The 26,945-nt window shown below is 53.6% G+C and carries 19 protein-coding genes and 1 tRNA gene; 15 read left to right on the top strand and 5 right to left on the bottom strand.

Annotation, left to right across the window (positions count from 1 at the left end; genetic code table 11):
• Positions 1 to 50 precede the first annotated feature (50 nt).
• From devC to H6F46_RS07095, 3 genes are all read left to right on the top strand, one after another.
• Complete coding sequence (gene devC / locus H6F46_RS07085; protein ID WP_242027826.1) at positions 51 to 1,391, top strand: ABC transporter permease DevC; 1,341 nt, start codon at positions 51 to 53, stop codon at positions 1,389 to 1,391.
• A gap of 12 nt (positions 1,392 to 1,403) precedes the next feature.
• Positions 1,404 to 2,240, top strand: coding sequence for a DevA family ABC transporter ATP-binding protein (locus H6F46_RS07090; RefSeq protein ID WP_347278288.1), 837 nt, complete (start codon positions 1,404 to 1,406; stop codon positions 2,238 to 2,240).
• A gap of 758 nt (positions 2,241 to 2,998) precedes the next feature.
• A complete protein-coding gene (locus H6F46_RS07095) occupies positions 2,999 to 4,153 on the top strand; it encodes a response regulator (RefSeq protein ID WP_158234318.1) in 1,155 nt (384 codons plus the stop codon).
• Positions 4,154 to 4,282: 129 nt separating this feature from the next.
• On the opposite strand, the gene H6F46_RS07100 is transcribed toward H6F46_RS07095, so the two are convergent.
• A complete protein-coding gene (locus tag H6F46_RS07100; RefSeq protein WP_190354104.1) occupies positions 4,283 to 4,810 on the bottom strand; it encodes a hypothetical protein in 528 nt (175 codons plus the stop codon).
• 306 nt (positions 4,811 to 5,116) lie between these two features.
• Between H6F46_RS07100 and H6F46_RS07105 the strand changes: the two genes are divergently transcribed.
• A complete protein-coding gene (locus H6F46_RS07105; protein WP_190354105.1) occupies positions 5,117 to 6,352 on the top strand; it encodes an NAD(P)/FAD-dependent oxidoreductase in 1,236 nt (411 codons plus the stop codon).
• A gap of 69 nt (positions 6,353 to 6,421) precedes the next feature.
• On the opposite strand, the gene H6F46_RS07110 is transcribed toward H6F46_RS07105, so the two are convergent.
• Complete coding sequence (locus H6F46_RS07110; RefSeq protein WP_099531773.1) at positions 6,422 to 7,468, bottom strand: hypothetical protein; 1,047 nt, start codon at positions 7,466 to 7,468, stop codon at positions 6,422 to 6,424.
• Positions 7,469 to 7,992: 524 nt separating this feature from the next.
• On the opposite strand from H6F46_RS07110, the gene H6F46_RS07115 reads away from it, so the two are divergent.
• From H6F46_RS07115 to H6F46_RS07155, 9 genes are all read left to right on the top strand, one after another.
• Entirely contained in the window at positions 7,993 to 8,937 is a 945-nt protein-coding gene (locus H6F46_RS07115; RefSeq protein ID WP_190354106.1) for an alpha/beta fold hydrolase, read from the top strand.
• 723 nt (positions 8,938 to 9,660) lie between these two features.
• Complete coding sequence (locus tag H6F46_RS07120) at positions 9,661 to 10,317, top strand: HEAT repeat domain-containing protein (RefSeq protein ID WP_190354107.1); 657 nt, start codon at positions 9,661 to 9,663, stop codon at positions 10,315 to 10,317.
• A gap of 140 nt (positions 10,318 to 10,457) precedes the next feature.
• The gene (locus H6F46_RS07125) at positions 10,458 to 11,498 is read left to right on the top strand and encodes a permease (RefSeq protein WP_099531776.1); all 1,041 of its coding nucleotides are present in this window, start codon (positions 10,458 to 10,460) and stop codon (positions 11,496 to 11,498) included.
• Positions 11,499 to 11,502: 4 nt separating this feature from the next.
• The gene (locus H6F46_RS07130; protein WP_199291433.1) at positions 11,503 to 12,360 is read left to right on the top strand and encodes a DUF6816 family protein; all 858 of its coding nucleotides are present in this window, start codon (positions 11,503 to 11,505) and stop codon (positions 12,358 to 12,360) included.
• Between the two features lie 64 nt (positions 12,361 to 12,424).
• A tRNA-Arg gene (locus tag H6F46_RS07135) sits at positions 12,425 to 12,498 on the top strand.
• Positions 12,499 to 12,547: 49 nt separating this feature from the next.
• Complete coding sequence (locus H6F46_RS07140) at positions 12,548 to 13,360, top strand: ABC transporter ATP-binding protein (protein ID WP_242026098.1); 813 nt, start codon at positions 12,548 to 12,550, stop codon at positions 13,358 to 13,360.
• Positions 13,357 to 13,977, top strand: a complete 621-nt coding sequence (locus tag H6F46_RS07145) for a hypothetical protein (protein WP_242027827.1) — start codon at positions 13,357 to 13,359, stop codon at positions 13,975 to 13,977. The genes H6F46_RS07140 and H6F46_RS07145 overlap by 4 nt, the downstream gene beginning before the upstream one ends.
• Before the next feature lie 242 nt (positions 13,978 to 14,219).
• A complete protein-coding gene (locus H6F46_RS07150) occupies positions 14,220 to 14,567 on the top strand; it encodes an antibiotic biosynthesis monooxygenase (protein WP_190354108.1) in 348 nt (115 codons plus the stop codon).
• A gap of 58 nt (positions 14,568 to 14,625) precedes the next feature.
• Positions 14,626 to 16,074, top strand: a complete 1,449-nt coding sequence (locus tag H6F46_RS07155; RefSeq protein ID WP_190354109.1) for an ATP-dependent DNA helicase RecQ — start codon at positions 14,626 to 14,628, stop codon at positions 16,072 to 16,074.
• Positions 16,075 to 16,255: 181 nt separating this feature from the next.
• Here H6F46_RS07155 and H6F46_RS07160 read toward each other — a convergent pair whose 3' ends face one another.
• Both H6F46_RS07160 and rimI read right to left on the bottom strand, forming a co-directional pair.
• A complete protein-coding gene (locus H6F46_RS07160; protein ID WP_199291434.1) occupies positions 16,256 to 18,745 on the bottom strand; it encodes an ATP-dependent Clp protease ATP-binding subunit in 2,490 nt (829 codons plus the stop codon).
• 455 nt (positions 18,746 to 19,200) lie between these two features.
• On the bottom strand, positions 19,201 to 19,788 hold the full coding sequence (rimI, locus tag H6F46_RS07165; protein ID WP_190354110.1) for a ribosomal protein S18-alanine N-acetyltransferase: 588 nt from the start codon (positions 19,786 to 19,788) through the stop codon (positions 19,201 to 19,203).
• Positions 19,789 to 19,845: 57 nt separating this feature from the next.
• Here rimI and H6F46_RS07170 point away from each other — a divergent pair, with 57 nt between their 5' ends.
• Both H6F46_RS07170 and H6F46_RS07175 read left to right on the top strand, forming a co-directional pair.
• Entirely contained in the window at positions 19,846 to 20,829 is a 984-nt protein-coding gene (locus H6F46_RS07170; protein ID WP_190354111.1) for an endonuclease NucS domain-containing protein, read from the top strand.
• 54 nt (positions 20,830 to 20,883) lie between these two features.
• The gene (locus H6F46_RS07175; RefSeq protein ID WP_190354112.1) at positions 20,884 to 21,480 is read left to right on the top strand and encodes a Uma2 family endonuclease; all 597 of its coding nucleotides are present in this window, start codon (positions 20,884 to 20,886) and stop codon (positions 21,478 to 21,480) included.
• On the opposite strand, the gene H6F46_RS07180 is transcribed toward H6F46_RS07175, so the two are convergent.
• Positions 21,470 to 26,893 (bottom strand): ATP-binding sensor histidine kinase, encoded by a 5,424-nt coding sequence (locus H6F46_RS07180; protein WP_190354113.1) that lies wholly within the window; start codon positions 26,891 to 26,893, stop codon positions 21,470 to 21,472. The genes H6F46_RS07175 and H6F46_RS07180 overlap by 11 nt on opposite strands.
• Positions 26,894 to 26,945: the final 52 nt, after the last annotated feature.

Genomic DNA, 26,945 nt, shown 5'->3' on the forward strand with positions numbered 1-26,945 from the left:
CTGCCTAGCACGCCCTGATCTGCAATTTTTGCGCACCGTTGGCAGCCGGGTTGCCCCAATCGCTGCCCGCGCTGCCTGAGAACCCTTCGGGATGGATGCCCATCATGCTCGATCGCCTCACTCGCTCTGCCGACTCAGCCCCTGAATCTCTGGCTCCCGGCACGGCTGACTTGGGAGCTGCCCCCCAGCCTCGCCCCAATCCCGAAACCAAGACGACCCCCGCTTGGGTTGCGGCCCTGCAACGTCGCATTCCCCTCGGTTGGCTACAGCTTCGGCACGATCGGGGACGGCTACTGACGGCCTTGGCGGGCATTGCCTTCGCGGACTTGGCGATTTTTATGCAACTGGGGTTCCAAAATGCCCTTTATGACAGCAACACCCGGCTGAACCGGGCCATCACCGCCGATGTGGTGTTGATCAGCGCCCAGGCCCGCAACCTGATTGGCCTATCCAGCTTTGCCCGTCGTCGTCTGTTTCAAGCAGAAGCGATCCCCGGCGTGGCCAATGCGGATCCCCTCTATGCCACGATTAGCAACTGGAAAAATCCCGAAACCCGCAAGGAAAAACAAATCCTGATTTTGGGAACCAATCCCGATCGCCCGGCCTTTGATTTCCCTGAAATTCAACAGCATCAAAATGATCTGAAGCTGCAAGATCGCTATCTGTTCGATCGGGCAGCCCGGGGGGAATATCAAAAAACCATTGCCCAGCTCGATCGGGGCCAACCCGTGCAGACCGACCTCGATCGCAAACGAATTGAGGTCATTGGTACTTACAAAGTGGGCGCGTCCTTCGCCGCCGACGGCAGCATTCTCACCAGCGATCGCAACTTTTTGCGGGCCTTTCCCCGGCGGGATCCTGGCAGCGTCAGCATCGGCCTAATTTACCTGGAACCGGGAGCCGATCCCGTCACCGTGCGCACCCAACTGCAAGCCGCCTTGCCAAACGATGTGAACGTGCTGACCAAAGCGGAATTTGTGCAATTTGAAAAGGACTACTGGGCCAAAAACACCGCCATTGGGTTCATCTTCAGCTTTGGTGTGGCCCTGGGGTTTGGCATTGGCGTAATCATCGTTTACCAAGTGCTTTCCACCGATGTCAACGACCACATTCGGGAATATGCCACCCTCAAGGCCATGGGCTATCGCCACCGCTATTTCATTGGCGTGATTTTGGAAGAAGCGCTGATCTTGGCCATTGTTGGGTTTGTGCCCAGCTTGGCCGTGTCCGCTGGGTTATATGCCCTAACCCGTAATGCCACCAACTTGCCCATGTTCATGACCTTGGGGCGGGCGCTGTTGGTGTTGATGGTCACCTTCGTAATGTGCTGTTTGTCGGGGGCGATCGCCTCGCGGCGTTTGCAATCGGCGGATCCGGCAGACATGTTCTAGGTGCGGTAACCCGTGCGGCAACCGGCACGGCAACCCGTGTGGCAATTTCAGACAGGCAAACCAACCACCATGACTCACCCCATCCTCAACCAAGCCGCCACGGGACAGCCAAACGGGGCGATCGACAGGCTGAACACAGCGATCGACAGCGCGCCCGAAGCCGACTGGGCCATTGAAATTGCCAATCTCAATCACTGGTTTGGTCACGGAGACCTGAAAAAACAAGTCCTCTTTGAGATTAATTTGCAAATTCGGCGCGGGGAAATTGTGTTGGTGACGGGCCCTTCCGGTTCCGGCAAAACCACGCTGCTGACGCTGATTGGCGGTTTGCGTTCCGTCCAGGAAGGACACCTGAGCGTGTTGGGGCGAGAACTCCACGGGGCCAGCTCCGAAGAATTGGTCTTGGCGCGACGATACAATGGCTATATCTTCCAAGCACACAACTTGCACCGCAGTCTAACCGCTGCCCAAAACGTGCAAATGAGTTTGGCCCTGCATGTGGGTTGGAGTGTTCAGGAGATGCGATCGCGCGCGATCGAGATGCTAGAACTTGTGGGCCTGGGTCATCGCACGGATTACTATCCCGATGATTTATCCGGTGGGCAAAAGCAACGGGTGGCGATCGCCCGCGCCCTTGCCAGCCATCCCAAAATCGTGTTGGCCGACGAGCCGACTGCTGCCCTCGACAGTCAATCTGGCCGGGAGGTGGTTAACCTCATGCAAGGCCTCGCCAAGCAGCAGGGTTGCACAATTTTGATGGTGACCCATGACAATCGCATTCTTGATGTTGCTGATCGCCTCGTTTCCGTTGAAGATGGACGGCTTGTTTCCACGCCCCGATCTGCCTAGCTCGATCCGAACTAGCCTGCTCTGACCTAGTTCGATCCGAACTAGCCCGATTTCCATGAGCCTGATTGGCATGAGCCTGATTGGTACGAGTCTGATTGATTCGCCCAGCCGTTATCCACCCTCACCGGCCATTCAGCCATTCGCCCCGATCGCCAGTTGCTCCGATCAGTGGAATCGATGATCTCGATCGTTGCACCCAAGTTGGGTTGATGCAACTATCACCCCACCATCGTCTGAACCATCTTCTATGGTCAAAGTCGGCCAAACTTCGTGATCCATCTGCTGTGCCGCGAGTCAACCGGGTTTCCAACCCCTCCAAGGCTCGCCAACTCGGCATTATTGAGGTTGTCTCCGCCTAGTCGCAAAATTGGTGGCTTAAAGTCCGGCTTTTGCGGATTTCGAACGAAAAAGCAATTATTCGACCCGTGACCCCCCGGATCGGGTCGGCCGAATAAGCCTACGATCACGGATACCCATTCACCGGTAACCGATTTACCAGTAACCGACCACTGATCGCTAACAACTGGTCACAGGCCCACCGAGCACGCGCCAGTGATCGCTGACAATCGCTAACAGACAATCGCTAACAACTGATCACAGACAACCGATCGCCCGCAGTGATCGATTTATGCTTGGGGTAAGTCAAAGATCGAGGGCGATCGTCACCCATCTGAATCAGCCATTGCCAATTATTGAGGGTACGAGGATACGCAGAGTTGATGTTGAGGCAAACATCAGGGATTTCTAGACTGAGGGCGTTGCTGACAACGATCAATGCCAAGCAGCTCTCGGGTGTTCTGTCGCTTACCGACACCAAGCACACCTGGTTGCTCCCGTTTTACCGTGGCAAACTCGGTTATCCCACCTGCGAAATTCACCGTGTTCGTCGCTGGAGCCGCGCCATCAAACGCAGTTGCCCGCAATTTCGCCCCAGCCGAATTCGAATTGAATTTGCCAGCCCTTCAGAATTGCGTTTTTGGGAACAGCTCACCCTGGCCCGTGGCCTGAAAGCCGAAGAAATTAACCCAGAGCAGGCTCGCGATATTGTTTGCACGGCGGCCAAGGAAATGCTCTTTACGGCGGCCAGCATGATGGAGCCGCAGTTTAATTGGCAGCCCTTTCCCCTGTTGGATCATGACACCGGATCCCAGGTGACTTTGGAACAATGCGAAGTTCAGTCTTTGATGCAGGTGGCAGAGCAACTTTGGCAGCGCTGGCAACTGCTGGGTTTGGATTTGGACTATAGCAATCGTGCGCCGATGTTGAAAGATTCGTCGGCTTTGAATACCAAAATTCAAGAACAAACGGAAAGCACATCTTTTTATAGTTTGCAGCCGCTGTTTAATGGTCAGCGAACCTTTTGGGATATTGACGTTAAGCTGCAACAATCTTCGATGGTGGCCATTCGCATTTTGCGCTATTTCTTGCAACAAAATGCGGTGGAATTTCGGAGCTTGCCAGATTTACCCAATCCCCTTTCGGGCTTGCTGGAACCAACGGCGGGGGCACTGGTGGCTTGCATTGATGACAGTATGGTGATTTGTCGGTCTTTAGAAAATATTGTGACCCATGCGGGTTATCGGTTTGTGTCAACGCAGGATCCGGTGCAGGCGATTCCGTTGTTGCGCAAACACCGGCCGGATTTCATCTTTTTGGATTTGAATATGCCGGTGGTGAATGGGTATGAGATTTGTACTCAGATTCGCCGTTTGGAAGGGTTTCGCGATACGCCGGTCACAATTTTGACGGGCCAAGATGGGCTGGTCGATCGCGTGCGGGCCAAGTTGGTTGGTTCTACGGACTTTTTGCCCAAACCGCCTCGCAAGGAAAAGATTGTGGCTCTGTTGGAAAAATATTTGGGCGATCGCGGTGGCGCGGGAACTGCGAAGTCCCCGTCTCCATTGAGAAACTAGACCTCTTGCCCCAATCAAAACCCTCACCCTAAATCCCTCTCCCGACTTAGGAGAGGGACTTGGCGACTGATAACGAAATCGCTGTTATTCCTTAAAAACCAGATCACCCAACCAGGCCACCAGAGAAGGCTATTGGGTGGGAATTCCCAAGCATTCGCGGACGGTGACCACGGGCATGTCCAGCAGGTATTCAGCGGGCCAGTTGTCAGGATCGAAGGTGTCGGCGGCCGCTTGGCCGCGACGATAGGCGGCCTGGACTCGATCGCGCCATGGGCCGGTCAATTGTCCGGATCGCCCCAATCGCCGTAACAGACCCGCCACGATCGGCAGATGGAGATGGCGGAATTTGCAGCCCAACAGAAAAACTTGCACTTCCAATTCTCCCCAATCGTCGGTGTCATAGCCGGTCAGCACATGGATCGCATCGTGCAATTGCTTGCGACGGGGGCCGCTGGTGAGCAAGGGATAGCCATTGCGGGTGACTAACTCAATCCATTCCCGGCCGAGGCTCTGGGGCGGGCAGGCTTGCAACTGCTCGCGGGTGACCACGGGCGGCTGGCTCAGCCCAAGGCGATCGGACAGGCGATCGATCCACTGAAACAGGGCTTCCGCCGAAAACAGTTGACCCGAAAATTGGAGAGAAGGGAGTTTCTGCATGGTGTTGGAGCGCTGATGGTGTTGAGGCGCTGAACTCCTTTAGGATGGCAACTCCGTTTGACGATGCTGTGGCGATCGGCTGGCGTTGGCTTGGCGAATGGGCTACGAACGCACTACGAATGGGCTGTGAATAATCTGTGAATGCACGGCGAGTAGTTTGCGAATGCACGGTGAATGATCTGCGAACCGCCCAAAAAGACCACAGCTTTTCTACACTGAAGGGGTTGGGGGCTGTGGATGGCCCGGCTCGATCGCGCCCTTGGGCTGATCGATTATTTGCTTTCAAGTTCTATTTCTCGCCAGCCTATGACCGCTCACAGCACTAGCCCACGGATTGTGATTTTGGGAGGGGGCTTTGGGGGTTTGTATGCGGCCCTCCGCCTTGATCGCTTGGATTGGGGGGATCATCGCCCGGAAATTCTGTTGGTCGATCGGGGCGATCGATTCGTGTTTTTGCCCTTGCTGTATGAGCTGATGACCGGCGAGCTGCAATCTTGGGAGGTGGCCCCGCCCTTTGCAGAGTTGCTGGCCGGAACCCAAGTGCGGTTTGTGCAAGGAACCGTGGAGGCGATCGACCTTCAACAGCGGCAGGTGAGCCTCAGCCCTGTCTTCGGCCAACCACAAACCTTGACCTACGATCGGTTGGTGTTGGCCCTGGGCTGCGAAACGCCGATGGACTGGATCCCCGGCGCGGCGGAACATGCCCTGCCCTTCCGGTCGATCGCCGATGCCTATCGGTTGGAAGATCGGCTGCGGGCCCTGGAAGCAACCGATCGCGACAAAATCCGAGTGGCGGTCGTTGGTGGCGGCTACAGCGGTGTGGAACTGGCTTGCAAACTTGCCGATCGGCTTCAGGATCGAGGGCGGTTGCGGCTGATTGAACAAAGCGATCAAATTCTGCGCAATTCGCCCAACTTTAACCGTCAAGCGGCTGACAAGGCCTTAGAACAGCGCGGTATTTGGATTGATTGGGAAACCAGCGTGCGCGACATCGGCCCCGATCGCATCATGCTCGACTATCGCGGCCGCCTAGAAGATATTCCCGTAGAGCTGACCATTTGGACGGTGGGGAATCGAGTGCCTGAGCTGGTTCGAGGGTTGCCCCTGCCCAAAAATGGTCGCGATCAACTGCTGGTGGAACCCACCCTCCAGGCGATCGACCATCCCGAAATTTTCGCCCTCGGGGACATTGCCGAAATGCGCGATGCCAACGATCCCCAAGGCAGTCCCGTGCCCAGCACCGGCCAAGCGGCCCTGCAAGCGGGGGACTATGTGGGCTGGAATCTTTGGGCTTCCTTGTGCGATCGGCCCCTGCTGCCGTTCCGATATCAGCATTTGGGCGAAATGTTGGCCCTCGGCAACACCAGCGCCACCCTCACCGGCCTGGGGGTGCAATTGGATGGGCCCCTGGCCTATGCCCTGCGGCGACTGGTGTATTTGTACCGAATGCCCACCCTAGAACATCAAATTAAGGTGGGCTTGAACTGGATGACCAAGCCCCTGCTCGATCGCTTGGCCGAACTCAATCCCGATCAGCGCTGAGGAATCAGTGACCAAAAGAAGCAAGGAAATTGCAAGGATAGTGGTAGCCCAAACTAGCCGCTCTCCAAACTAGCTACCCAAGAAAGTTGTGCTGACCAACACATCGCTAGCATCCAGATCAACCCCTGCCACGATCGCCATCAGGTCAGCCCCACCCGTCAGAAACGGAGACCGGGCATAAACATAAACACCATCCGGAGCGCTGACAAATTCAGTGCCTGACACATTAAAGCCAGGATCTCCCTGCTTAGTTCCTAAAATTAAGCGATCCTTGCCCGGTTCAAAATTCTGAATGCGCACAAAATCTGAATTGCCAGCAGCGGTGTAAAAGGGGCTGTAGTTGATGCCAAATCGGGTGGTGAGTTGGCGGCCCACTTCAAAGGAATCCACACCGGGCCCGCCCGTCAATGTATCCAGTTCATTGGCTCCCAAGGAGAGATATTCTCGGCATTGTCCACCGGTTAACGTGCCACCCGCAAAGCATCGTCCCGCATCCATTTCGACCCCTGTGAGCGTATCGAGGGCCCCATTGCCAACCACCAAATCATTACCTTTGGTTCCCGAAAATGTGGCCACTCGCCCTTCAACGCGGCCCGATTGATTGAAGTGATCCCAGCCGGATAAAAACGCCGCGCCGTTGTCCCTGGCTGCTTTCACATCGGGATAGGCTTGAAAATAGTCAAAGTCAAAAAAGGTTGAGGGGGCACGCTGTTCGCCCCGCCCAAACCGCACGTAATGTTCTAATCCAGAAGTAAAGGTTTTTTGGGCGACAGCGTTGTTCACATCCGAGAACCGTTTGCGATACCACTGCTCATCAAATGCGCGGGGAAACAGGCTGCGGCCTTCCGATTCTCCTGACTGGAAATAGTGCTGCAAACCGGAGGCCAAACCACCCGATCGAATGGCTGCATCCACGTCGGGATAGGCTTGACGATAGGCCAACTCCCGATCGGGTTGGCTATAGAACCGGCTGATGGCTGTGCGCCCTTCCCGCATCCCTGAATTCAGGAAATGTTGCAAACCGCTGACCTGTTGACGATTGCGAACGGCTGCTGCCACGTCGGGATAGGCTGCCAGATAAAAAGATTCATCAAACAAGCTATTCAAGGCTGTCATTGAGTTGAGTCCTGACTAGGGTTAATGGGCAAGCGAAACTGGCTCCCGACCAATGGGGGGAGCAGTTTCAAATTTCAAAGAACAGACGAATCGATCGCGCAAGCTAATCGCGCAATCTTTTGACTATTCAAGATCAAGTTCACAAGTTTGTGTTCACAAGCTTTTGCTCACAAGTTTTTATTTACAAACAAGATCAAGAGACGCTGTGTGTAAATAAAAACCGGCTGTGAACAGGGGCCAGAATTTCGTGATTCGATATTTCGCTCAGAACAAGCTTGTCCAAACTTGTCCAAAAAACGCTCTCTATCCATATCCCAAGAGAAACTCTGTTTTAGCATCTGCTATAGAGCCAATCCTTATTTCAGCCAAATCTTTTAATCTATTTTGACCTGGTGAACATTGCGATTGAATTCATAACACCCTGACTGGTGTGAGGCTTGTAGAAGTTCCATGATCGCGACAAGATTTGAGCTTGGCGCTAGAATATTTACATAAATTTATAATCGCTCCCTAAATCTAGCCCCATGACTGCCGTGAATCTCCCGATCGCCCCAAATCTTGACCGCCGTGCTCAGTTGGCGGCGGCCGATGCGCCCCCCAGCCAGTTTTGGCAGTGGCGCGATCAAGCGATTCACTACGTGCGATCGGGAACGGGCCATCCCCAGCAACCGCCCATTCTGTTGGTGCATGGGTTTGGGGCTTCGACGGATCATTGGCGCAAAAACCTTGCGGATCTTCAGCAAGACTTTGAAGTCTGGGCGATCGACCTGTTGGGCTTTGGGCGATCGGCCAAGCCCGATTGGGTCTACAGCGGTCACCTGTGGCAAGCGCAGCTCCAGGAATTTATTCAGCAGGTGATCGGTCAGCCGGTTGTGATCGCCGGGAATTCCTTGGGGGGCTATGCATCCCTTTGCGTGGCTGCCAATCATCCCGAATCGGTTTGTGGGGTTGCCCTCTTGAACAGTGCGGGCCCCTTCACGGAAACCACAACCCAAACCCAGCCCAATGGGTTCCAAAAACTGGTTCGATCGCTAGTTCGGAATGTGCTGTTGCAGCCGTTGCCCAGCTATTTACTATTCCAAAATGCCAGACGCAAATCCACCATTCGCAAAACCCTGCAAAAGGTGTATTTAGATCAAACCGCCGTGACCGATCGCCTGGTGGAAGAAATTTATCGCCCTTCTTGCGATCCGGGAGCCGTGAAAGTGTTCGCTTCGGTGTTTAAATCTCCCCGGGGTGAAAACGTTGATCAACTCCTGGGCAAGTTGCAATCTCCCTTGCTGTTGCTGTGGGGCGAAGGAGATCCTTGGATGCAAACCAGGGCGCGATCAGCTCAGTTTCATCAATACTTCGATCAGATCACGGAGCACTTTTTAAATGCGGGCCATTGTCCCCATGATGAAGTGCCGGATCTGGTGGATGATTATTTGCGCAATTGGATTCAATCCCAAGTCCAAAAACGAGAATAGCACCCAGGCGATGGACTGCTTCTGTTCTCCTCTCATACGTTGATCCTTAGCGGATTCGGTCTCAACACTGCCATGATTCACACAGGATTCATGAAGGTTGAAAATTGCTGTTTCAGCAACTTAAACCGAAATTCCCTGGATAATTAAGCTGGGGAGAAATGAGCGTCTCAGCAGGGTGCTATTGCTCGATCTTGAACGAAAAACAGCGTTTTGCAATCAAACTATTTGCAATTGACTCTTCAACAGGAGTCGTTAGGAGGCTGTTTCGGAGCTGAAGCTCTCTCGCTTCATGTTGTTAATCTACCATCGAGTTTTTGAGGATAGTCTCTGTTGCAATCAATGTTTACTCATTCGTTGAGTAATGGCTGATGAATATAACAGCCTTGTATCAGAAATGCGGTGAGCTGCTATTTCAGGTAACGGCTCTTGAATTTATGTTTTAAATTTATGCGACCACTTGCCTGGGGATCTGTCAGTATGTTTAAGAAATGGCGATCCCAACGCTGAAAGCCCTGCTACGTCCTTGGACGGGGATCGCAGGGCCGTGAAGCGTCTCCGGTTTTTCCGTATAGTTGCTGAAAGCGCCACCCCATCTTTGGGCCCAAGGGCGATCGCCTGTTTCGCCCATTGTTCGGCTGGGATTGGGGCCGGGTTGATGGTTGGTTGGTTTGTTGGTTGATTGAATGAATTTCTGTTTGACTACGTTCTTTAAATGACGCTGTTATGACTGCCACGCCTGACCAAATTCGCGAGTTGCTGCATTCTGAGAATTTGAGCGATCGCCTGCGGGCGGTGAATGATATTCGTGCCCTACCGCCGGATCAAGGATTTGCGCTGATTCAACTGGCGATCGGGGATGCCAACACCCGAGTTCGCTATGCGGCGGTGAGCCAGTTTGACAGCCTGGGCGGGCAAGATCCCGATCGATCGCTGGAGCTGTTGCGGGAGTTGCTGTCGGATCCGGAACCGGACGTGCAGGCCGCGGCGGCCGACTGCCTCGGTGGCTTGAAGCTGACGGCGGCCTACGAAGACTTGGTGGCCTTGTATCAATCCAGCGGGGAATGGCTGGTGCGCTTCAGCATCCTTTCGGCCCTGGGAGAATTGGGCGACCTGCGGGCGGTGGATGTGCTGCTGTCGGCCTTGGCTTCGGACAACGAGTTGGAGCGGCTGGCGGCCATTGGGGCCCTGGGCGAGTTGGCGGACGATCGCGCCTTGCCCCATCTGTTACCGTTTATGGACAGCAGCGATTGGCAGGTGCGCCACCGGCTAGCCCTCACCTTGGGGCAATTCGATGCACCCCAGGCCCGGGCAGCGTTGGAGACCCTCAGCCAAGATGCGATCGCCCAGGTATCCGAAGCGGCGGCGGCCCAACTGGGTTGATGGGCGGCCGGGCGGCGGCGAATGGGCGGCTGACTGGCGGTCAGTTCTTTAGTATCGGTGCGGTACAATCGCCCCGTAGCATCGCCGGTCGATGGGGCCCTGGGCCTCGTTAGTTTCCGACTTTGAGCTTGGAGATTTGAATGCCGCTCGATCGCGCTTTCAACGCTGGTTTTACGCTGTTCCTGAGCCTAATTGTGGAGGCACTGCCCTTCCTGCTCATGGGAGTGGTGTTTTCGAGCGCGCTGTTATTGTTCATTGACGAAGGGCGCTTAATTTCCCTGCTGCCGCGCCATCCCGTTTTGGGGGCCTTGGCGGGCAGCGTCATGGGATTCTGCTTTCCGGTCTGTGAATGTGGCAATGTGCCCGTGGCGCGGCGGCTGTTGTTGCAGGGAATTCCGGCCCCGGTGGCGGTGGGGTTCTTGCTGGCTGCGCCCACGGCCAATCCGGTGGCCATTTGGGCCACCTGGACGGCCTTTCGCGATCGACCCGAATTGGTGGTGTTTCGGGTTTTGGCGGCCTTGCTGATTGCGGTGATTGTGGGCTGTGTGTTTGGGGCCCAAAAGGATTTACGACCTTTTCTGAATCCGGGTTTGGCCCGTTCCATGCTGCGATCGCGCGAGCTAACGGGCATTGAGCGAGTGGCCCAGGAGCGGGGCTTGCTCACATCAGGAACCTACTGGCCAGGGGTGACCACGGGCAAACCGCTGGAGTCTTCATTGGCCACGATGCAGTCCTTAGCGGTGGATCGATCGCGCGAGCGCATGAGCGGAGCCGAGCGCTGGCGATTGTTTTTGGAGAACGTGGTGCGGGAGCTGCGAGAACTGGGCGGCGTGTTGATTTTGGGCAGCGCGATCGCGGCGGTGGTGCAGGTGGCCGTACCGCGCGAGGTGGTGCTCAGTTTGGGACAAGGGCCTGTCACCTCAATCATCGCCATGATGGTGTTAGCGGCGGTGATTTCCATTTGTTCCACCGTGGATTCCTTCTTTGCCCTTTCCTTTTCGGGTGCGTTCACCAGCGGTTCTTTGCTGTCCTTTTTGGTATTTGGCCCCATCATTGACCTGAAGGCGATCGGGCTGCTGCTGTCCATTTTTCGGCCCCGCGCAGTGCTGTATATGTTCGTGCTGGCGGCCCAGTTGGCGTTTTTTGTGGGGCTGTTTATGAATTTCCAAACGGGGTGGTAGTGGGGTGACGCGGCGATCGAAGCGATCGGCAAGCCGAGGATTCAGCCGTTGGTTTGCCCTGGGTTTGGCCCTTGGTTGGGGGTTCATGGCTTGGTTAGGTTGGCCGTCCGTGGCCCAGGCGGGCCCCCTGCTCGATCGGGTCAATGCTTTTCCCTATTGGGTCACCAAACCCCCCACCAAACCCGCCGCCGGAGACTTGATCTATCCCCCGTGGATGGCGGGTGATTGGCAGGTCACCAGTACGTTGCTGGAGTTGTCGGCTCCGTTCGCGCCGGAAATTGTGACTCCCGGTTTTGAGAGCAATCGATCGCTCCTGGGACAGCCCGTGAGCTTTGCGGTGCGATTTGGCCCCCAAACCATTGCGCCGGCCCTGAGTGCCTTTCCCCTACGGAAATATCAACCGCCCGATCGGGCCCCGATTGTGGCTGATCGCGCCTTGAACGGTTTGAATATTGCCGCTGCTTACCTGGGACGAGGGGCTATTGCTGGGGTGGTGGCGGATCCGGGCAATCCCAACGAGCAGATTTTGAAGTTGGCCAATCAGCGGGCCTTGGTTTCCACCGTGACCGATCGAGCCAGCGAAACACCGAGTGATCGGCGGTTTCTGGCCACGGAAGTGATTGTGCAGTCCTTTCAAAACGAGGGGACTCAGCAAGGGCGATCGGTCTATGCCAACGCGGTGGAAACCACCACGGATTATCGCCGCACCGCCCCGGACGCGATCGAAGCCGATCAGTTCACGGCCGTTTATCTGGCCCCGCGCGATCGCTATGCCTCCGTGACCCGCAACCGCCCCGTGGCCCTCTACCATTACCGATTGACCCTCCAGGCGATCGCCCCGGAGGTGAATTCATCACCGTAACCGTTGCCACCTTAACCAAAGGAACGCAAAAAATTCGCCTATAATCGGTCTGAAATTTGGATTTGGGGCTGTGGCTCAGATGGATAGAGCAAGCGCCTCCTAAGCGCTAGGTCGCGGGTTCGAATCCCGCCAGTCCCGTGTTTGTGGGGCCCCGTGGGGCCCGTTGCCCCTTGAGTCGCCCGTTGCCATGACCCCTTCCACCAGCGATCGGCCCCAAATGACCGAAACCCTGCCTGCTCGGCCCCTGCTGCAAGCCAAGCAACTTTGCAAAAGCTTCGGGGGCCTGAAAGCCGTGAAGGGAGCCAACATTGAGGTGCGATCGGGCAGTATTACCGGCCTGATTGGCCCCAACGGCGCGGGCAAAACCACCCTCTTTAACCTGCTCTCTAACTTCATTCCCTCCGATAGTGGTGAAGTGTTTTTGGATGGGCAACCCATTCACAATCTGTCACCTCACCAAATTGCCCGCCAGGGGATGGTGCGAACCTTTCAGGTGGCGCGGGTGCTCTCCCGGCTGTCGGTGCTGGAGAACATGATTTTGGCAGCCCAAGACCAACGGGGCGAACGGTTTTGGGAAGTTTGGACCCAAAGCAGCCGCATCCGTCGCCAGCAGCGGGACTTGGAATTGCGAGCCATGGAACTGTTGGAGGCGATCGGCCTGGCCCACATGGCGCGGGAATATGCCGGTTCCCTGTCCGGTGGGCAGCGCAAACTGCTGGAAATGGGACGGGCCCTGATGGTGCAACCCAAGTTGGTGTTGCTGGATGAGCCAGCGGCCGGCGTGAATCCAGCCCTGATTGAGCAAATCTGCGATCGAATCCAAACCTGGAATCGGGAAGGACTGACCTTCCTGATTGTGGAACACAACATGGATGTGATTATGTCCCTGTGCGATCGGGTGTGGGTTTTGGCGGATGGTCAAAATTTAGCGGATGGCTCCCCGGACATGATCCAAGCGGATCCAAGGGTTTTGGAAGCCTATTTGGGGCAAGCGGCATGAGCCGGGCAGCTCGCTGGATGAGCGTTGGCTTGGGGGCGATCGGGCTGGGGTTTGGCCTGGCCTGGCCCTCGGGGGCCCACCAGGTGAAGACGGGAGCCGACGTGGCGGCCCTGTTTCACTTGGAACCCGACCACAATCCCCGATCAGGGGAGCCGGCCACCGTTTGGTTTAGCCTCACTCGCAAAGGCGGCGCAACGATCCCCCTCGATCGCTGCAACTGCCAACTCACCATCAGCCCCCGCTTGCAAAGTCCGACAGCCCCCCAACCCTGGCAGCCGCCCCTCACACCCAAGGCCGCCGAAGGGTTTCAAAACATGCCCGGCGCAACCACCGTGTTTCCGGCAGCGGGGGCCTATGACTTGGTGTTGAAAGGTCAGCCGAAACAACCGGGCGACTTCCAACCCTTTGAGTTTCGATACGAAACCACCGTGCTGGCCGGAGCTGCCCCCACGACCAGTCCCGCTCCCGTGGCCGCTGCGATCGCCTCACCAGTGGCCGCCACCGCTGAAACGACCACCGAGACCCCATGGCATTCTGGGGAACTGGTGTGGTTGGGTGTGGGCGGTGTGGGTTTGGGATTTTTGGGACTTTGGGCAATCACCCGATCGCGCCGTTAGCCGAGTTAGCCAAGTTAACCAAGTTAACTAAAAAAATTTGGTCGAAAGTCGATTCGTTCAACTGGCTGATTATGACCTTTAGTATCGCTTTGATTATTGCTTCGTAAAGTTAGCAAACCGAGAAGTTGCAAAGCGTTTCAATTCGCTACAAGTTAGTGATGTTTGATCGGCTTTTTCCAGTTGCGTCAAGGGATCGAGTTAGGCTGGCCTTAAGCAAGCACCGTTAGGACTCAATGAGCGTTATGAGCGAATTTCTAGACTTCCTGAAGCATCAATATGCCTACGTGGCGATCGGGGAATTTCGGCCGGGCAAATTTGCCGAAGCTCAACAACTGTTTGAAGCGGCAGTTTCCACCTACAAACAGGGTTTTGAAGGGGCTTATTTGCTGCAAGAGACCAACAGCGATCGCGGCATTGCGGTGATCTTTTGGGACAACATTGATGATATGGATGCCAATCGCAATGAAGCTTGCGAGGCAATTTTTGCCAAAATGGCTCACCTTTTCCTGAAACCGCCGGTCACGAATTTCTACGAAGTGTGCAGCAAAGTTGATCCCAAACCGGCCGATCGCCCCCTGGCTTCGGTTTAGGCCATTGGTTTAGACCATTGACGAACGGCGTGGCATTTGGGACAGAGGCGCGATCGGGATGGATGAGTGGCAACGGGCGCGATCGCTCTTTCAAACCCTGTGGGGCTACGACGGATTTCGCGGCCCCCAGGGCGACATCATCCAAACCATTTTGCAAGGGCGGGATCTGTGGGCCCTGTTACCAACGGGAACCGGTAAATCCTTGTGTTTTCAATTGCCGGCCCTGTTGCGATCGGGCTTGACTGTGGTGGTGTCGCCCCTGGTGTCGCTGATGGATCGGCAAGTGGCAGACCTGCGGGCCAAGGGATTGCCGGCCGCCACCCTGCATAGTGAAGTGCCTCGATCGCAACAAAAAGAGGTGCTCGATCGCTTGGAGCGGGGCCAGTTGCGATTGCTGTATCTGTCGCCCGAGACTCTGTTCAGCCAGCGAGTTTGGTCACGGTTGTTGCGGTTGGCTCCCCAAATTCAGGGCCTGGCGATCGATGAGGCCCATTGCTTGGCCCAGTGGGGCGAAACCTTTCGGCCCGCCTACCGCCGGTTAGGGATCGCCCGCCAAACCCTGGAAGCAGCGGCCCAAAAGCCAATCCCGATCGCCGCGTTCACGGCCACCGCCACCCCCACCGATCGCGCCATCATTGCCCAAGTGCTGGGGTTGCGGAACCCAGCCCGGTTTGAGCAATCCCCCTATCGAGCCAACCTGCGATTACAGGTGCAGCGCTGTTGGGTTCCTGCCCAGCGTCAGTGGCGTTTGTGGCGGTGGTTACGCGATCGCCCCGGCCAAGGGGGCTTGATTTTTGCCCGCAGCCGCCAAACCTGCGAAGACCTGGCCCGGAATTTGCGCGATCGGGGCCACCAGACAGCCGCCTATCATGCCGGGTTACCACCGCCCGATCGCCGCCGGTTGGAAGCTCAGTGGGTGGGGGGTGAGTTGCCCTTTTTGGTCTGCACCAGCGCCTTTGGCATGGGGATCGATCGCCCTGATGTGCGCTGGATTGTTCATTGGCATCGGCCGCTGATCCCGGCGGAATATGTGCAGGAAATTGGTCGTGCCGGTCGGGATGGGCAGCCGGCCGATATTTTGCTGTTGGTCAGTGAACCCACCGGCTGGCTGGACAGCACCGATCGACGGCTTGATCGCCACTTTCAGCAACAAACCCGCCAACAAATTCAAAATTTGGGTCTTGTGGCCCGGCATTTGCCCCAGGAAGGCGCGATCGCTGAAATTGCCGATCAGTTTGCTGAAGGGGCGATCGCCCTCAGTTGGCTCCATGCCCTCGGTCAACTGGACTGGCTCGACCCGTTCCACTACCAATTGTCGGGGCAATGGCCAGTGACGATCGCCCATCAAGCTCGCATGGGTCGATCGGTTGAGCTTTCGATGCGTCGCTACGGGGGCGATCGGGGTTGTCGGTGGCGTTTTCTGTTGCAAGCGTTGGGGTTACCGCCCAAGTCGGCTAACTGGCGCTGTGGTCAGTGTGATCGATGCCGCCACACCGGTCAGCGGTGATCCCTGGGTGGTATGCAGCCAATCTGGATCAAGAACTGGCCCCAGCAAATGCCAGCAAAAACCGTAAAAGGGCGACCCGTTGGGGCCGCCCTTTCACAAATAGGCAGTAGTGCATCCCCATCAAGGGCTGGAACTGAGCTGAACTGAACCTGATCGCGTCTTGATCTCGTTCGATTCAGTGTTACTCAGCCCCTTGACCCACCAGCTCGCGGGTTTCAGCGGGCGGTGCACCGGCCGTCACGTCCACCTTCACGTTGCGGTCTTCGTCGAGGTCGATCGTTGCCGTGTCGCCGTCCTTGATCCGGCCGGAGAGGATCTCCTCCGCCAGCACGTCTTCCAGCAGGCGCATAATTGCCCGACGCAGTGGCCGCGCCCCGTAGCTGGGGTTGAAGCCCTCTTCGATCAACCGTTCGCGGAACTTGTCGGTTACCGCCAGGGTGATGCCGCGCTCGGTCAAGCGGGCAAACACTTCCTTGAGCAGGATTTCGGCGATTTCCTTCACCTCGTCCTTGCTCAGTTGGCGGAAGACGATGATTTCGTCCAGGCGGTTCAGGAACTCGGGGCGGAAGTAGTTCTTCAGCTCCTCGTTCACCAGGGACTTGATCCGGTTGTACTGAGACTCGGCTTGGTCTTCGCCAAACTCGAAGCCCAGACCGCCGCCACCCTTTTCAATCACCTTGGAACCGATGTTCGAGGTGAGGATGATCAAAGTGTTCTTGAAGTCCACCGTGCGGCCCTTGGCATCGGTCAAGCGACCATCTTCCAAGATTTGCAGCAGCATGTTGAACACATCGGGGTGGGCCTTTTCGATTTCATCGAACAGCACCACGGTGTAGGGACGACGACGCACGGCTTCCGTCAGTTGACCGCCTTCGTTGTAGCCCACATAGCCCGGAGGCGAACCGATCAGTTTCGAGACCGTGTGCCGCTCCATGTACTCCGACATGTCGAGGCGGATCATCGCTTCTTCGGAGCCGAAGAAGTAGGCCGCCAAGGCCTTGGTCAGCTCGGTTTTCCCAACCCCGGTGGGGCCAGAGAAGATGAAGCTGGCGATCGGGCGGTTGGGGTTCTTCAGACCCACGCGGGCCCGACGAATGGCGCGAGACACGGCCTTCACCGCTTCGTCTTGGCCGATCAGCCGCTGGTGCAACACGTCTTCCATATGCAGCAGCTTTTCGGATTCGGACTCGGTGAGCTTGTTCACCGGCACGCCCGTCCAGGAGGCGACGATTTGGGCGATGTCCTCCTCGTCCACCACCGGTTGCAGCGGATCATCGGCCCGCTCTTCCGATTTCTTGGTTTGGGCGATGTTGCGGATTTGCTGCTTAATTTCCATTTCCTTGTCGCGCAGCTCGCCGGCCTTGTCAAAGTCCTGCGATCGCACGGCTTCGTCCTTTTGCTTGAGGACTTCCCGCAGCTCCTTGTCCAATTCCTTGGCGGCCGGAGGCAGTTGGGAGTTCAGCAGGCGCACCCGCGATCCCGCTTCGTCGATCAAGTCGATCGCCTTATCCGGCAAGTAGCGATCGCTGATGTAGCGATCGGACAGCTTGGCCGCCGCCTCTAGCGCTTCATCGGAAATCTTCAGCTTGTGGTGTTGCTCGTAGCGCTCCCGCAGACCGCGCAGAATCTCGATCGTTTCGTCCACGGTCGGCTCACCCACCATCACCGGCTGGAAGCGCCGCTCCAGGGCCGCATCCCGCTCGATGTGCTTGCGGTACTCATCCAGGGTCGTGGCTCCGATGCACTGCAATTCGCCCCGTGCGAGGGCTGGCTTCAGTATGTTGGCGGCATCGATCGCCCCTTCCGCAGCACCCGCGCCAATCAGGGTATGGACTTCATCGATCACCAGGATCACGTTACCGGCCTGGCGAATCTCATCCATGATCTTCTTCAGGCGCTCTTCAAACTCCCCGCGATACTTGGTACCGGCCACCAACAGACCGATATCCAGCGTCACGACCCGTTTGTCTTCCAGGATGTCCGGCACATCGCCATTGGCAATCCGTTGGGCCAACCCTTCGGCGATCGCGGTTTTACCCACGCCCGGCTCCCCGATCAACACCGGGTTGTTTTTGGTGCGGCGACCCAAAATCTGAATCACCCGCTCAATTTCCTTCTGGCGACCCACCACCGGATCCAACTTGCCTTCAGCGGCCTGTTGGGTCAGGTTAGCCCCAAACTCATCCAGGGTTGGGGTCTTGGTGCGGCCTTGGGAGCCACCGGCAGTCACTTCCGCCGTTTCGCCCAACATCCGAATTACTTGGGTGCGCACCTTCGACAGGTCAACGCCCAGATTTTCCAGCACTCGGGCCGCGACCCCCTCTCCTTCGCGGATCAGGCCCAGCAGCAGGTGCTCTGTGCCGATGTAATTATGACCCAGTTGGCGGGCCTCTTCGAGCGACAGTTCCAGAACCCGCTTGGCCCGGGGCGTGAAGGGAATTTCCACAGCCACGAAACCGGAGCCGCGACCGATAATTTTTTCGACCTCAATCCGAGCGTCCTTGAGGTTGACACCCATGGATTTCAGGACTTTGGCGGCTACACCAGTGCCTTCGCCAATGAGTCCGAGAAGGATTTGCTCAGTGCCCACGAAGTTATGACCCAGGCGGCGGGCCTCTTCTTGGGCGAGCATGATCACCTTAATGGCTTTCTCAGTGAAGCGTTCAAACATTGGCGGTTCCCTATCACCTGCGAAGTGCTGGCAAATCTGATTTTAACACGCGCGGTTTGGGCAGTTTGGGGCTGACCTGGCCGGCAATTGGGGGGCGATCGGGCGGTTTCCCTAACTCGATCGCCTTCCCCTTGGCAAGCTCAAGAACTCGAGAAATTGCCATGAACTTTCGGGGGATTTTGTTCCCCGATGGGGTAGGGGGGGATCAAGCCTTTTGGGCGATCCTGGGGGATGGATTGATGAATGCTTTTAGGATTTTTAAAGAACGTTTGGGTTGAAAATCGGGTCTTGGGATTGCTGATGGCAAGGGCCAGCGGCAAAACGGCCCGATCGGGAGTGAAACATGGGCCAGCTCAAGGGTTAGCCAGAATTTGGCAGACCCCCATTGAGCCAGCGGACTGGGGTGAATCCCAAAAATTGGGTGAACCTGTTGGGCAGGATTGAAAGATAGGTTTTTAATCTAGCGCATGGCTTGGGGGGCTGCCGACCCCGGCGGTTGGGGGCACAATCTCTCCCCACCACTGCCATTGATGTTGCGCCAGCCGATCGCTCAGGTCAGCAGCGGTGCGATCGAGCTGTTGAGCAAACTGGGGCCAATCCAACTTGCCTAACCACAGGATCGCCGCATCTTCGCCATCGGCGTAGTAGCGTTTGCGACGGCCGGCCTCCTGGAAGCCAAATTTTTCGTAAAGCGACAGGGCGGCTTGGTTGCTGGGTCGCACTTCAAGGGTGGCGCGTTTCATTTCCCGTTGCCGCGCCAAGCTCAACAGGCCCCACAGCAGGGTTTGCCCCAAGCCCTGTCGCTGCCACTCGGGCCGCAGGGCGATCGCCGTGATGTGGCACTCGTCAACAATCGCCCAGGCGCAACCAAACCCAATCAGTTGCCCTTGCGGATCGATCGCCCCGAGCAAATCACTATTCGGGCTATCCAGTTCCCGGCGATAGGTGTCGGCGCTCCATAGACCACCCAAGGCTATCTGGTCGATCGCCACCAATTGATCGAGATGGTCATGATTGAGTAGTTGCAAACGGAGCGATCGCATAGATCCAAAACCTTATAATCCAGCAAGAATAAATGAATTTTGGTTGGTGATAGGCAAATGATTCGTTATCAACTTATACAGGCAAATGGGCAGTGGTGTTTTGTTAATGAATCTGAATTGGAAAACTTTGTTTGGGAAAATCTTCAGACAGCCTTAGGACTAACACCCATCAAGCGGCAATTCTCACTAGGAGGACAATTTATTGATATCTTGGCAGTTGATGAAGAACGAAACTTAGCTATTATTGAACTCAAAAACATAGAAGATCGACACATCATTCAACAACTAACTCGCTATTACGACTTGATCATCAGTTCTGATGAAGTGCTGCCTGAATTTTCTGGAGACAAGAAAATTCGCCTGATTGGTATCTTGCCCAATATTCATCCATTCAATGAATTGGATTGCAAGTATCACAGGTTAGAATTTGAATTGCTTGAATTCTCTATCATTGCAGAAAATGAAAAATTTTATTGGAATTTGGAAGCATTGGATAAGAAGATTCTAATTGCCGCCTGGACTAAAGAGACAGAATTAACCATGGAACCGCCTTCGCAGTCACTAATTAAGTTAATGAATAAAAATTGCCAAGAAAATAAGATTGCACAATTGCTCCACATCAGAGAATTTTTACTCTCATTTGATCCCAGAATGAAAGAAATTCAAGAAAAGGGGAGCTTAATGTATGGCAATACCAAATCGAAAGTATGTGCCGAGTTGCATATTAAGTCTAGAAGAGGTTCTGGAGGCTTATTACTCCTTAAATTGCCAGACCGTACCTGCTTTTCCAAGGATCGGCTAAGACTATTTATTGTTTTTGAAGATGGGACGAAATTTACGAATATATATTGGGTAGGAACAATGAATTTCAGTGGTGGCTTATCCTTTGAGCAAATGGTTCAATGGCTTGGAGACATTGCAGAATCAGGAAATACAGAAGCTCAAGTTGCCTATAATCGTTATCAAGAAGTGATTGCTGCTGGAAAAACCTTGAAATCCTTAATTCAGGTAGCGATTACCTACTGGCAAGAACGCTTATAAAATTAATGGTCGTGAAATAAAATTAAAATGCTGTGATGCTGAGGACTAGAGATAATGCTTCAAGCCCAGTTGCTAGGGGTTCAGGATTATTCCAGTTTGTACCGGTTCAGTGTGGCTGACTATCAGCGCCTCTATGAAGCGGGAATTTTGGCGGCCGATCGACGGACGGAATTGATTGCAGGAAATATTGTTGAAATGTCGCCTATTGGAAAGCGCCATGCAGCTTGTGTAAATCGATTAGTGCATTTGTTGACGGCGCAACTTCAGGGACAAGCGATCGTCAGTGTGCAAAATTCGGTGCAGATGACCGACTCATTTCCCCAGCCGGATATTGCAGTGCTGCGATGGCGATCGAACTTCTATGAAGATGCCTATCCAACTTCCGCTGATGTTCAGTTGCTCATTGAAGTTGCTGACAGCACCGCTCGGTACGATCGCCAGGTCAAAGGCGCACTCTATGCCCGCGAGTCGATCGGGGACTATTGGTTAGTAGACTTGGAGCAGCGACACTTAGAAGTTTATCGATCGCCCCGTGCTGATGGCTATGGCGATCGGCTGATCTTGCAACCTGGTGAGACGATCGCCCCGATCGCCTTTCCCGATCGAATTATTGCCGTTGAGCAATGTTTTGCAGCCTTGTCTAGCCCTTGATTGGTAGTTGAATCAAAAACTCAGTTCCCTGTCCTAATGCTGACTGAACTGTCAAACTGCCGCCATGTTTTTTCTCGACAATTTGGCGGGCGATCGTTAGCCCTAATCCCGTCCCCTTGCCCACGCCCTTTGTGGTAAACAAATGGTCAAAGATCTTGGCTTGCACCTCTTCGCTAATGCCCTTGCCATTATCCCGAATTGAAATCTGCACTTGATCACCAACAACAGTTGTACTGATTGTGATGATTTGGGGATGTGCTTCTAATTCCTTGAACGATCGACCCTGCACCATTTCATCAAACACATCGATTGCATTGGCCAGGATATTCATAAATACCTGGTTGATTTGTCCTGGGAAACAATCAACTTCTGGTATGTCTCCGTAGTCAGTTTTGACTTCGATGGCAGGCCGAAACTGATTTGCCTTGAGTCGATATTTCAAAATCAACACCGTGCTGTTAATGCCCTCATGCAAATTAGCACTGACCTTATATTCTGTGTCGGCACGAGAGAAAATGCGAAGGCTGGTGCTGATCGATTTGATTCGATCGGTTGCTCCCTGCATTGAGTTCAGCAACTGGGGTAAATCTTCGCAAATATACTCTAAGTCAATGTCTTCAGCATGATCTTGAATAGGAATAACTGGATTGGGATAATGTTGCTGATAAAGCGCCAAATGTGCCAACAAGTCTTTGACGTGATCCTTGCCATTGTTAATGCTGCCATTGAGAAAGCCGATCGGGTTGTTAACTTCGTGAGCTACCCCTGCCACGAGGTTGCCAAGAGAAGCCATTTTCTCGCTCTGCACCATTTGCAATTGGGACTGTTCCAACTGTTGCGCATAGGTTTGAGACTGTTGGTAAAGTCGAGCATTTTCCAAAGAAATGGCGGCTTGGCTGCAAAGGAATTTCAAAATAGTGATTCGATCGCTGGTAAATACGCCACTGGTTGATCGATTTTCCAGGTATAAAATAGACCGCACATTTCCTTGGTTAAGAATTGGCAAACACAAGACACTCTTGGGTTGATAGCAGTTTAGATAATCACCAATGACGGGTAAATCGGTATCAAGATCATTGACAACAACCGTCACTGCCCTGTTTTTGACGTATTGAATCAGCTTGATCGGAATGTCGGGGTTATCGTCTAAGGGAGTCGATTGCAATGTCACCTGCTCTGGGTTGGCCATCACTCTCACCTGCCATCGATCGCCCTCCCAAAGGATTAAGGCACATCGATCGGCTCCCGAGTTTTTCAACATCGTCTGAGCTAGGGTTTGCAGCAATTCATCTAGGGCGATCGTACTGACCAGATTTTGAGAGACCTGTAGCAGGGCAGTAAAATCAAGCATTTGGTTAATGCTGCCGCTAGAACTTCCATGCGGAGTGGCGCGTGATGAATCAGCAGGATTTGTGATCGTCGCTAGGGTTTCTAAAAGGGCGAAGGGTTGATTGGCCGCTTGCAGAATCGGTTGTAGTAATTGGGCGTAGCGTTGCTCTAAATCAACCACTTTAGCTTTCGCTCCCCAGCGAGCATAGCCATAGTAGGCTTCCTGCATATAGCTGGCGGCGATTTTCTCCTTACCCCAATCGAGATAAAATTGCGCGGCCAGTTCATATGCTAAGGCTTCTTCTTGAATGAAACCATTAGCCTTAGCACCCGAAATTGCCCGCTCATAGCCATTAATTGCCTCCAAGAAATTGCCCAAAAATCGATGTTTTTCTGCTGTCAGCAGATCCAGTTTATGCTGATAATTCATCGGGGCATTCTCTGCCCAAGTTGATAGGTTGCTGTGGTGCTGTTCCACCAAGGCAAGTAGCTCTAATCGCTCATTTTCGGGCTTGCCGATCGCGACTGCCAAACAGGTTAACCCTCCATAAAAATGGATGGCGGGAATATGCAACATTCCGACGATGTTATCTAGATACTGCTTGACTTCATTGAGATATTCAAGAGCAAGCCCATAATCACCAAATAAATAGGCCAAGATCAATTTGTAGGTGTAAGCAATTCCAAGACCTGTTAATTGCTGATTTTGAAGATGTTGTGGAAAAATTTTCGTCTCGTCATAACGATCGCCAATCAAGAGAGCGGGCTGGCGGTGTGTGACCAACAATCGTTCAAGAAACTCACTCGTCATCTGCAAGTATGCTAGAGCGTTATCTTGCTTTGACGAAGCAATAGCAGAACAGAATTGATCAACCTCGGCTTGCAGTCCAGATAATTCCTTGCCGCCATAGAAATAAGCATAAAAATAGTGGGCTAAACAATAGCCTAAATATAAAAAGTCACCGGCTTCTATACCGGTTAAATACCCCTGCTTAAGCAGAGCTGCTATGGAAGTCATGGCTTCTTTCTGGTGCTGAACACAGGCAGCAAAGAAAAGAATGCTCAAACACTTGTATGCTTTTGTGTTGAGTCGATCAATTAGGGTCAAGGACATTTTTCCCAAGCGATAGCCCCGATCGACCTGACCGAACCCCGTGGCTAAAACTAAGCCGTAAGTAGCGTAGCCAACACTAGAAACAGGTGTATTACCAAATTGCAGCGACAAACTCACAATTTTTGCGCAAACAAAGGGCAGAAAAGTGGGCTTCGCAATAAATACCATGGGCATAATCATACCCAGCAATTCCATGGCGGCAATGGTCTTTGGGTCAGTCATCACCGGCAAATTGACCAAATCCTCAATGACCGTTCCTTCTAGCTCAGTTTCCACAGTTTGCAAGGTTTGGGCGATGAGGCTTGGTGTGATGTCGTCGGGAAACTGAACTCCCAATTCAGTGATAGCTTGGGCAGCAATGGCGATCGCCTCTGCCAATTGATTTTGAGCCGTCAACACCCTGACTTGCACCATATAAACAGGCACTTTATCCAAGACGGTTTGAGCTTGCTCTAAAACCTGTTGAACTTGGGCGATCGCCCCCTCAAAATCAGCCTTTAAACAGGCCACATCTGCCGCCATTTGATGGAGTTTTAAGCTCAATTCATACTGGTTTTGCCAAGGCTCTTCTGAAAGTAGCTCCAGCCCGATCGTCACGAGGTCTTGAGCCGCACCGTAAGCCGTTGCCTTTTTCGCCTTGTCAATGGCAGCAAGGTTCAGTCGAATCAATGCCTCTCGTTCATTTTGCTGACTTAATAGCCCATGCCCCAAATTCAAATGTCCGACAATATCAAATAGCTTCTCCTCGCGCTCTGCTGCCGACAAGCGGTTTTGGAGTAACTGACCCATCTTCAGGTGAGTAACCTGTTTTTGATCTTCAGGAATCAGGGAATAAGCAGCCTGTTGCACTCGGTCATGGAAAAAACGGTATTGAATTTGCCCAGAAATCTCTTCGCTCCAGGCTTGATCGATCTGGGACGAATCACGATCCGCATAGAACTTATAAATCTTGCCCTCTGGCAAAATTAGCCCCTCTTGCAGTGCTGGCCATAGGGCTGAAGCCGCTTGAATTTCGTTTTGTTCTGAAACAATCGCTAAGGTCTTGAGGTCAAACTTAGCCCCAACACAAGCGGCAAACTTCAGTTGTTCTTGGGTGACCATGGGCAACTTTTGGAGCTGCAAGGCCATGAACTCCACCACATCATCCGTTAAGGCTGCGTCCTGTACTGGTACTAAGTCGCATTGCCAGTGACCCGCCTCCCGATCGAAGGTAATGAGACTGTCTTGGTGTAGTGCTTTGAGGAATTGGGTCGCAAAGAATGGGTTGCCCTGGGTTTTTTGCATCACCAGATGGGTCAAGGGCTGCACTTTGCTGTTTGAGGTTCGGAAAGTATCAGCAATTAACTGGTTGAGACTCTCCGCACTTAAGGGGCCGAGGATGAGGGTCGTCAGGGAAACATGGGCCTCTTCTAAGGCTTTTACTGTGATTAAAAAGGGATGACCGGGTAACACTTCATTATCTCGATAGGCTCCCAAAACCAAGAGACATTGAGCATGGGAGCGAGCCTCTGTTAACAGATTTTGCATCAACCCCAAAGAAGTTGAATCAGCCCACTGTAGATCATCGATAAAAATGACGAGGGGATGATCTGATTTTGCAAAAACTTGAATGAAATTTTGAAATAAGTGGTTAAAACGATTTTGGGCAGCTTCACCAGAAAGCTCTGGAGCGGGTGGCTGCGGCCCAATAACTTGTTCCAGCTCAGGAATGAGATCGATCAGAATTTGACCATTACTGCCCACGGCTTCCAGAATATAGGTCTTCCATTGGGCTAATTGCGCATCAGATTCTGACAAAAGCTGTCCCATCAGGTCGCGCAGTGCTTGTACAAACGCAAAGAGGGGAATACTGCGATTGAATTGATCAAATTTGCCCTTAATGAAATAGCCTTTTTTCTGAGTAATGGGCTTGTGAACTTCGTTGACAACAGCGGTTTTACCAATTCCAGAGAATCCCGCCACTAGCATCAATTCTGAACGGCCTTGAGCAACCCGATCAAAGGCTTTCAGGAGTGCTTGAACTTCCGTTTCGCGGCCATAGAGTTTTTCAGGAATCAGGAAGCGATCGCTTAAATCCCGTTGACCCAATTCAAAATCAGCAACAGTGCCTGTGTCCTGCCACTGGTTCAAGCATTGTTGTAAATCATGTTTGAGTCCCAGGGCACTTTGATATCGATCCTCAGCATTTTTGGCAATCAATTTAGCAACGATCGCCCCTACGATGGCTGGAATGGCTGGATTGATTTGCTCAACGGGTGTGGGTACTTTGGCAATATGACAATGCACCAGCTCCATTGGATCCTCTGACTCAAAGGGCAATTGGCCACTGAATAGTTGATATAAGGTCACACCCAAGGCATAAAAATCCGCGCGATAGTCAATCCCCCGGTTCATGCGTCCGGTTTGCTCCGGCGCAAGATAAGTCAGGGTTCCTTCAAGAACATTCGGATTTTGAATTTCCTGTGTCTCTTTGGGCAATAGGGACGCGATGCTAAAGTCAATGAGTTTGACTTGCTTGGATTCTGGATGAATTAGAATATTGGCCGGCTTAATATCTTTATGAATGACTCGTTGCTGATGCAGGTTATGCAGAATGCTGGTTAGTTGCAAGGCAATGTTGAGCACATCACCTAGGCTGAGTTGTTGTTGCTGACAATATTGCTGAAGAGAGATGCTGCCACAGTCTTCCATGATCAGGGCATAGCTATTGCCAATCGGCTCCAAATCTAAAGGCTGCACAATGCCTGGAACATCAAGATTTTGAGTGATGGCGTACTGATTTCGGAATTGAATTAATTCGCTAAAGGTGGGATAGCTTGAATGCAGCGCTTTTAGAATTACTAGTCGCTGACTATGGTGCTGGATGGCGCGATAAACGGATGTGCGTGACCCACGGTGAATTTGTTCAACAATTCTATAGCCAGAAATTTCAGGAAAAGAATTGATTGAAGAAGCATTCAGTGGAGACATCTAAATTAATCCGTGATGAAGCGTTGATAGAGTTGAAATTGATCGTGTTTTC

Source organism: Limnothrix sp. FACHB-1083, from assembly GCF_014696485.1.
Classification (GTDB): domain Bacteria; phylum Cyanobacteriota; class Cyanobacteriia; order CACIAM-69d; family CACIAM-69d; genus CACIAM-69d.

Excerpts from the sequence above, each read along its gene's own strand:
- H6F46_RS07145 (WP_242027827.1), top strand. The coding sequence starts at position 13,357 with ATGAGCCGGGCAGCTCGCTGGATGAGCGTTGGCTTGGGGGCGATCGGG.
- H6F46_RS07140 (WP_242026098.1), top strand. The coding sequence starts at position 12,548 with ATGACCCCTTCCACCAGCGATCGGCCCCAAATGACCGAAACCCTGCCT.
- rimI (WP_190354110.1), bottom strand. The coding sequence starts at position 19,788 with ATGCGATCGCTCCGTTTGCAACTACTCAATCATGACCATCTCGATCAA.
- H6F46_RS07125 (WP_099531776.1), top strand. The coding sequence starts at position 10,458 with ATGCCGCTCGATCGCGCTTTCAACGCTGGTTTTACGCTGTTCCTGAGC.
- H6F46_RS07115 (WP_190354106.1), top strand. The coding sequence starts at position 7,993 with ATGACTGCCGTGAATCTCCCGATCGCCCCAAATCTTGACCGCCGTGCT.
- H6F46_RS07150 (WP_190354108.1), top strand. The coding sequence starts at position 14,220 with ATGAGCGAATTTCTAGACTTCCTGAAGCATCAATATGCCTACGTGGCG.
- H6F46_RS07175 (WP_190354112.1), top strand. The coding sequence starts at position 20,884 with ATGCTTCAAGCCCAGTTGCTAGGGGTTCAGGATTATTCCAGTTTGTAC.
- H6F46_RS07105 (WP_190354105.1), top strand. The coding sequence starts at position 5,117 with ATGACCGCTCACAGCACTAGCCCACGGATTGTGATTTTGGGAGGGGGC.
- H6F46_RS07160 (WP_199291434.1), bottom strand. The coding sequence starts at position 18,745 with ATGTTTGAACGCTTCACTGAGAAAGCCATTAAGGTGATCATGCTCGCC.
- H6F46_RS07110 (WP_099531773.1), bottom strand. The coding sequence starts at position 7,468 with ATGACAGCCTTGAATAGCTTGTTTGATGAATCTTTTTATCTGGCAGCC.
- H6F46_RS07100 (WP_190354104.1), bottom strand. The coding sequence starts at position 4,810 with ATGCAGAAACTCCCTTCTCTCCAATTTTCGGGTCAACTGTTTTCGGCG.
- H6F46_RS07155 (WP_190354109.1), top strand. The coding sequence starts at position 14,626 with ATGGATGAGTGGCAACGGGCGCGATCGCTCTTTCAAACCCTGTGGGGC.
- H6F46_RS07170 (WP_190354111.1), top strand. The coding sequence starts at position 19,846 with ATGATTCGTTATCAACTTATACAGGCAAATGGGCAGTGGTGTTTTGTT.
- H6F46_RS07120 (WP_190354107.1), top strand. The coding sequence starts at position 9,661 with ATGACTGCCACGCCTGACCAAATTCGCGAGTTGCTGCATTCTGAGAAT.
- H6F46_RS07180 (WP_190354113.1), bottom strand. The coding sequence starts at position 26,893 with ATGTCTCCACTGAATGCTTCTTCAATCAATTCTTTTCCTGAAATTTCT.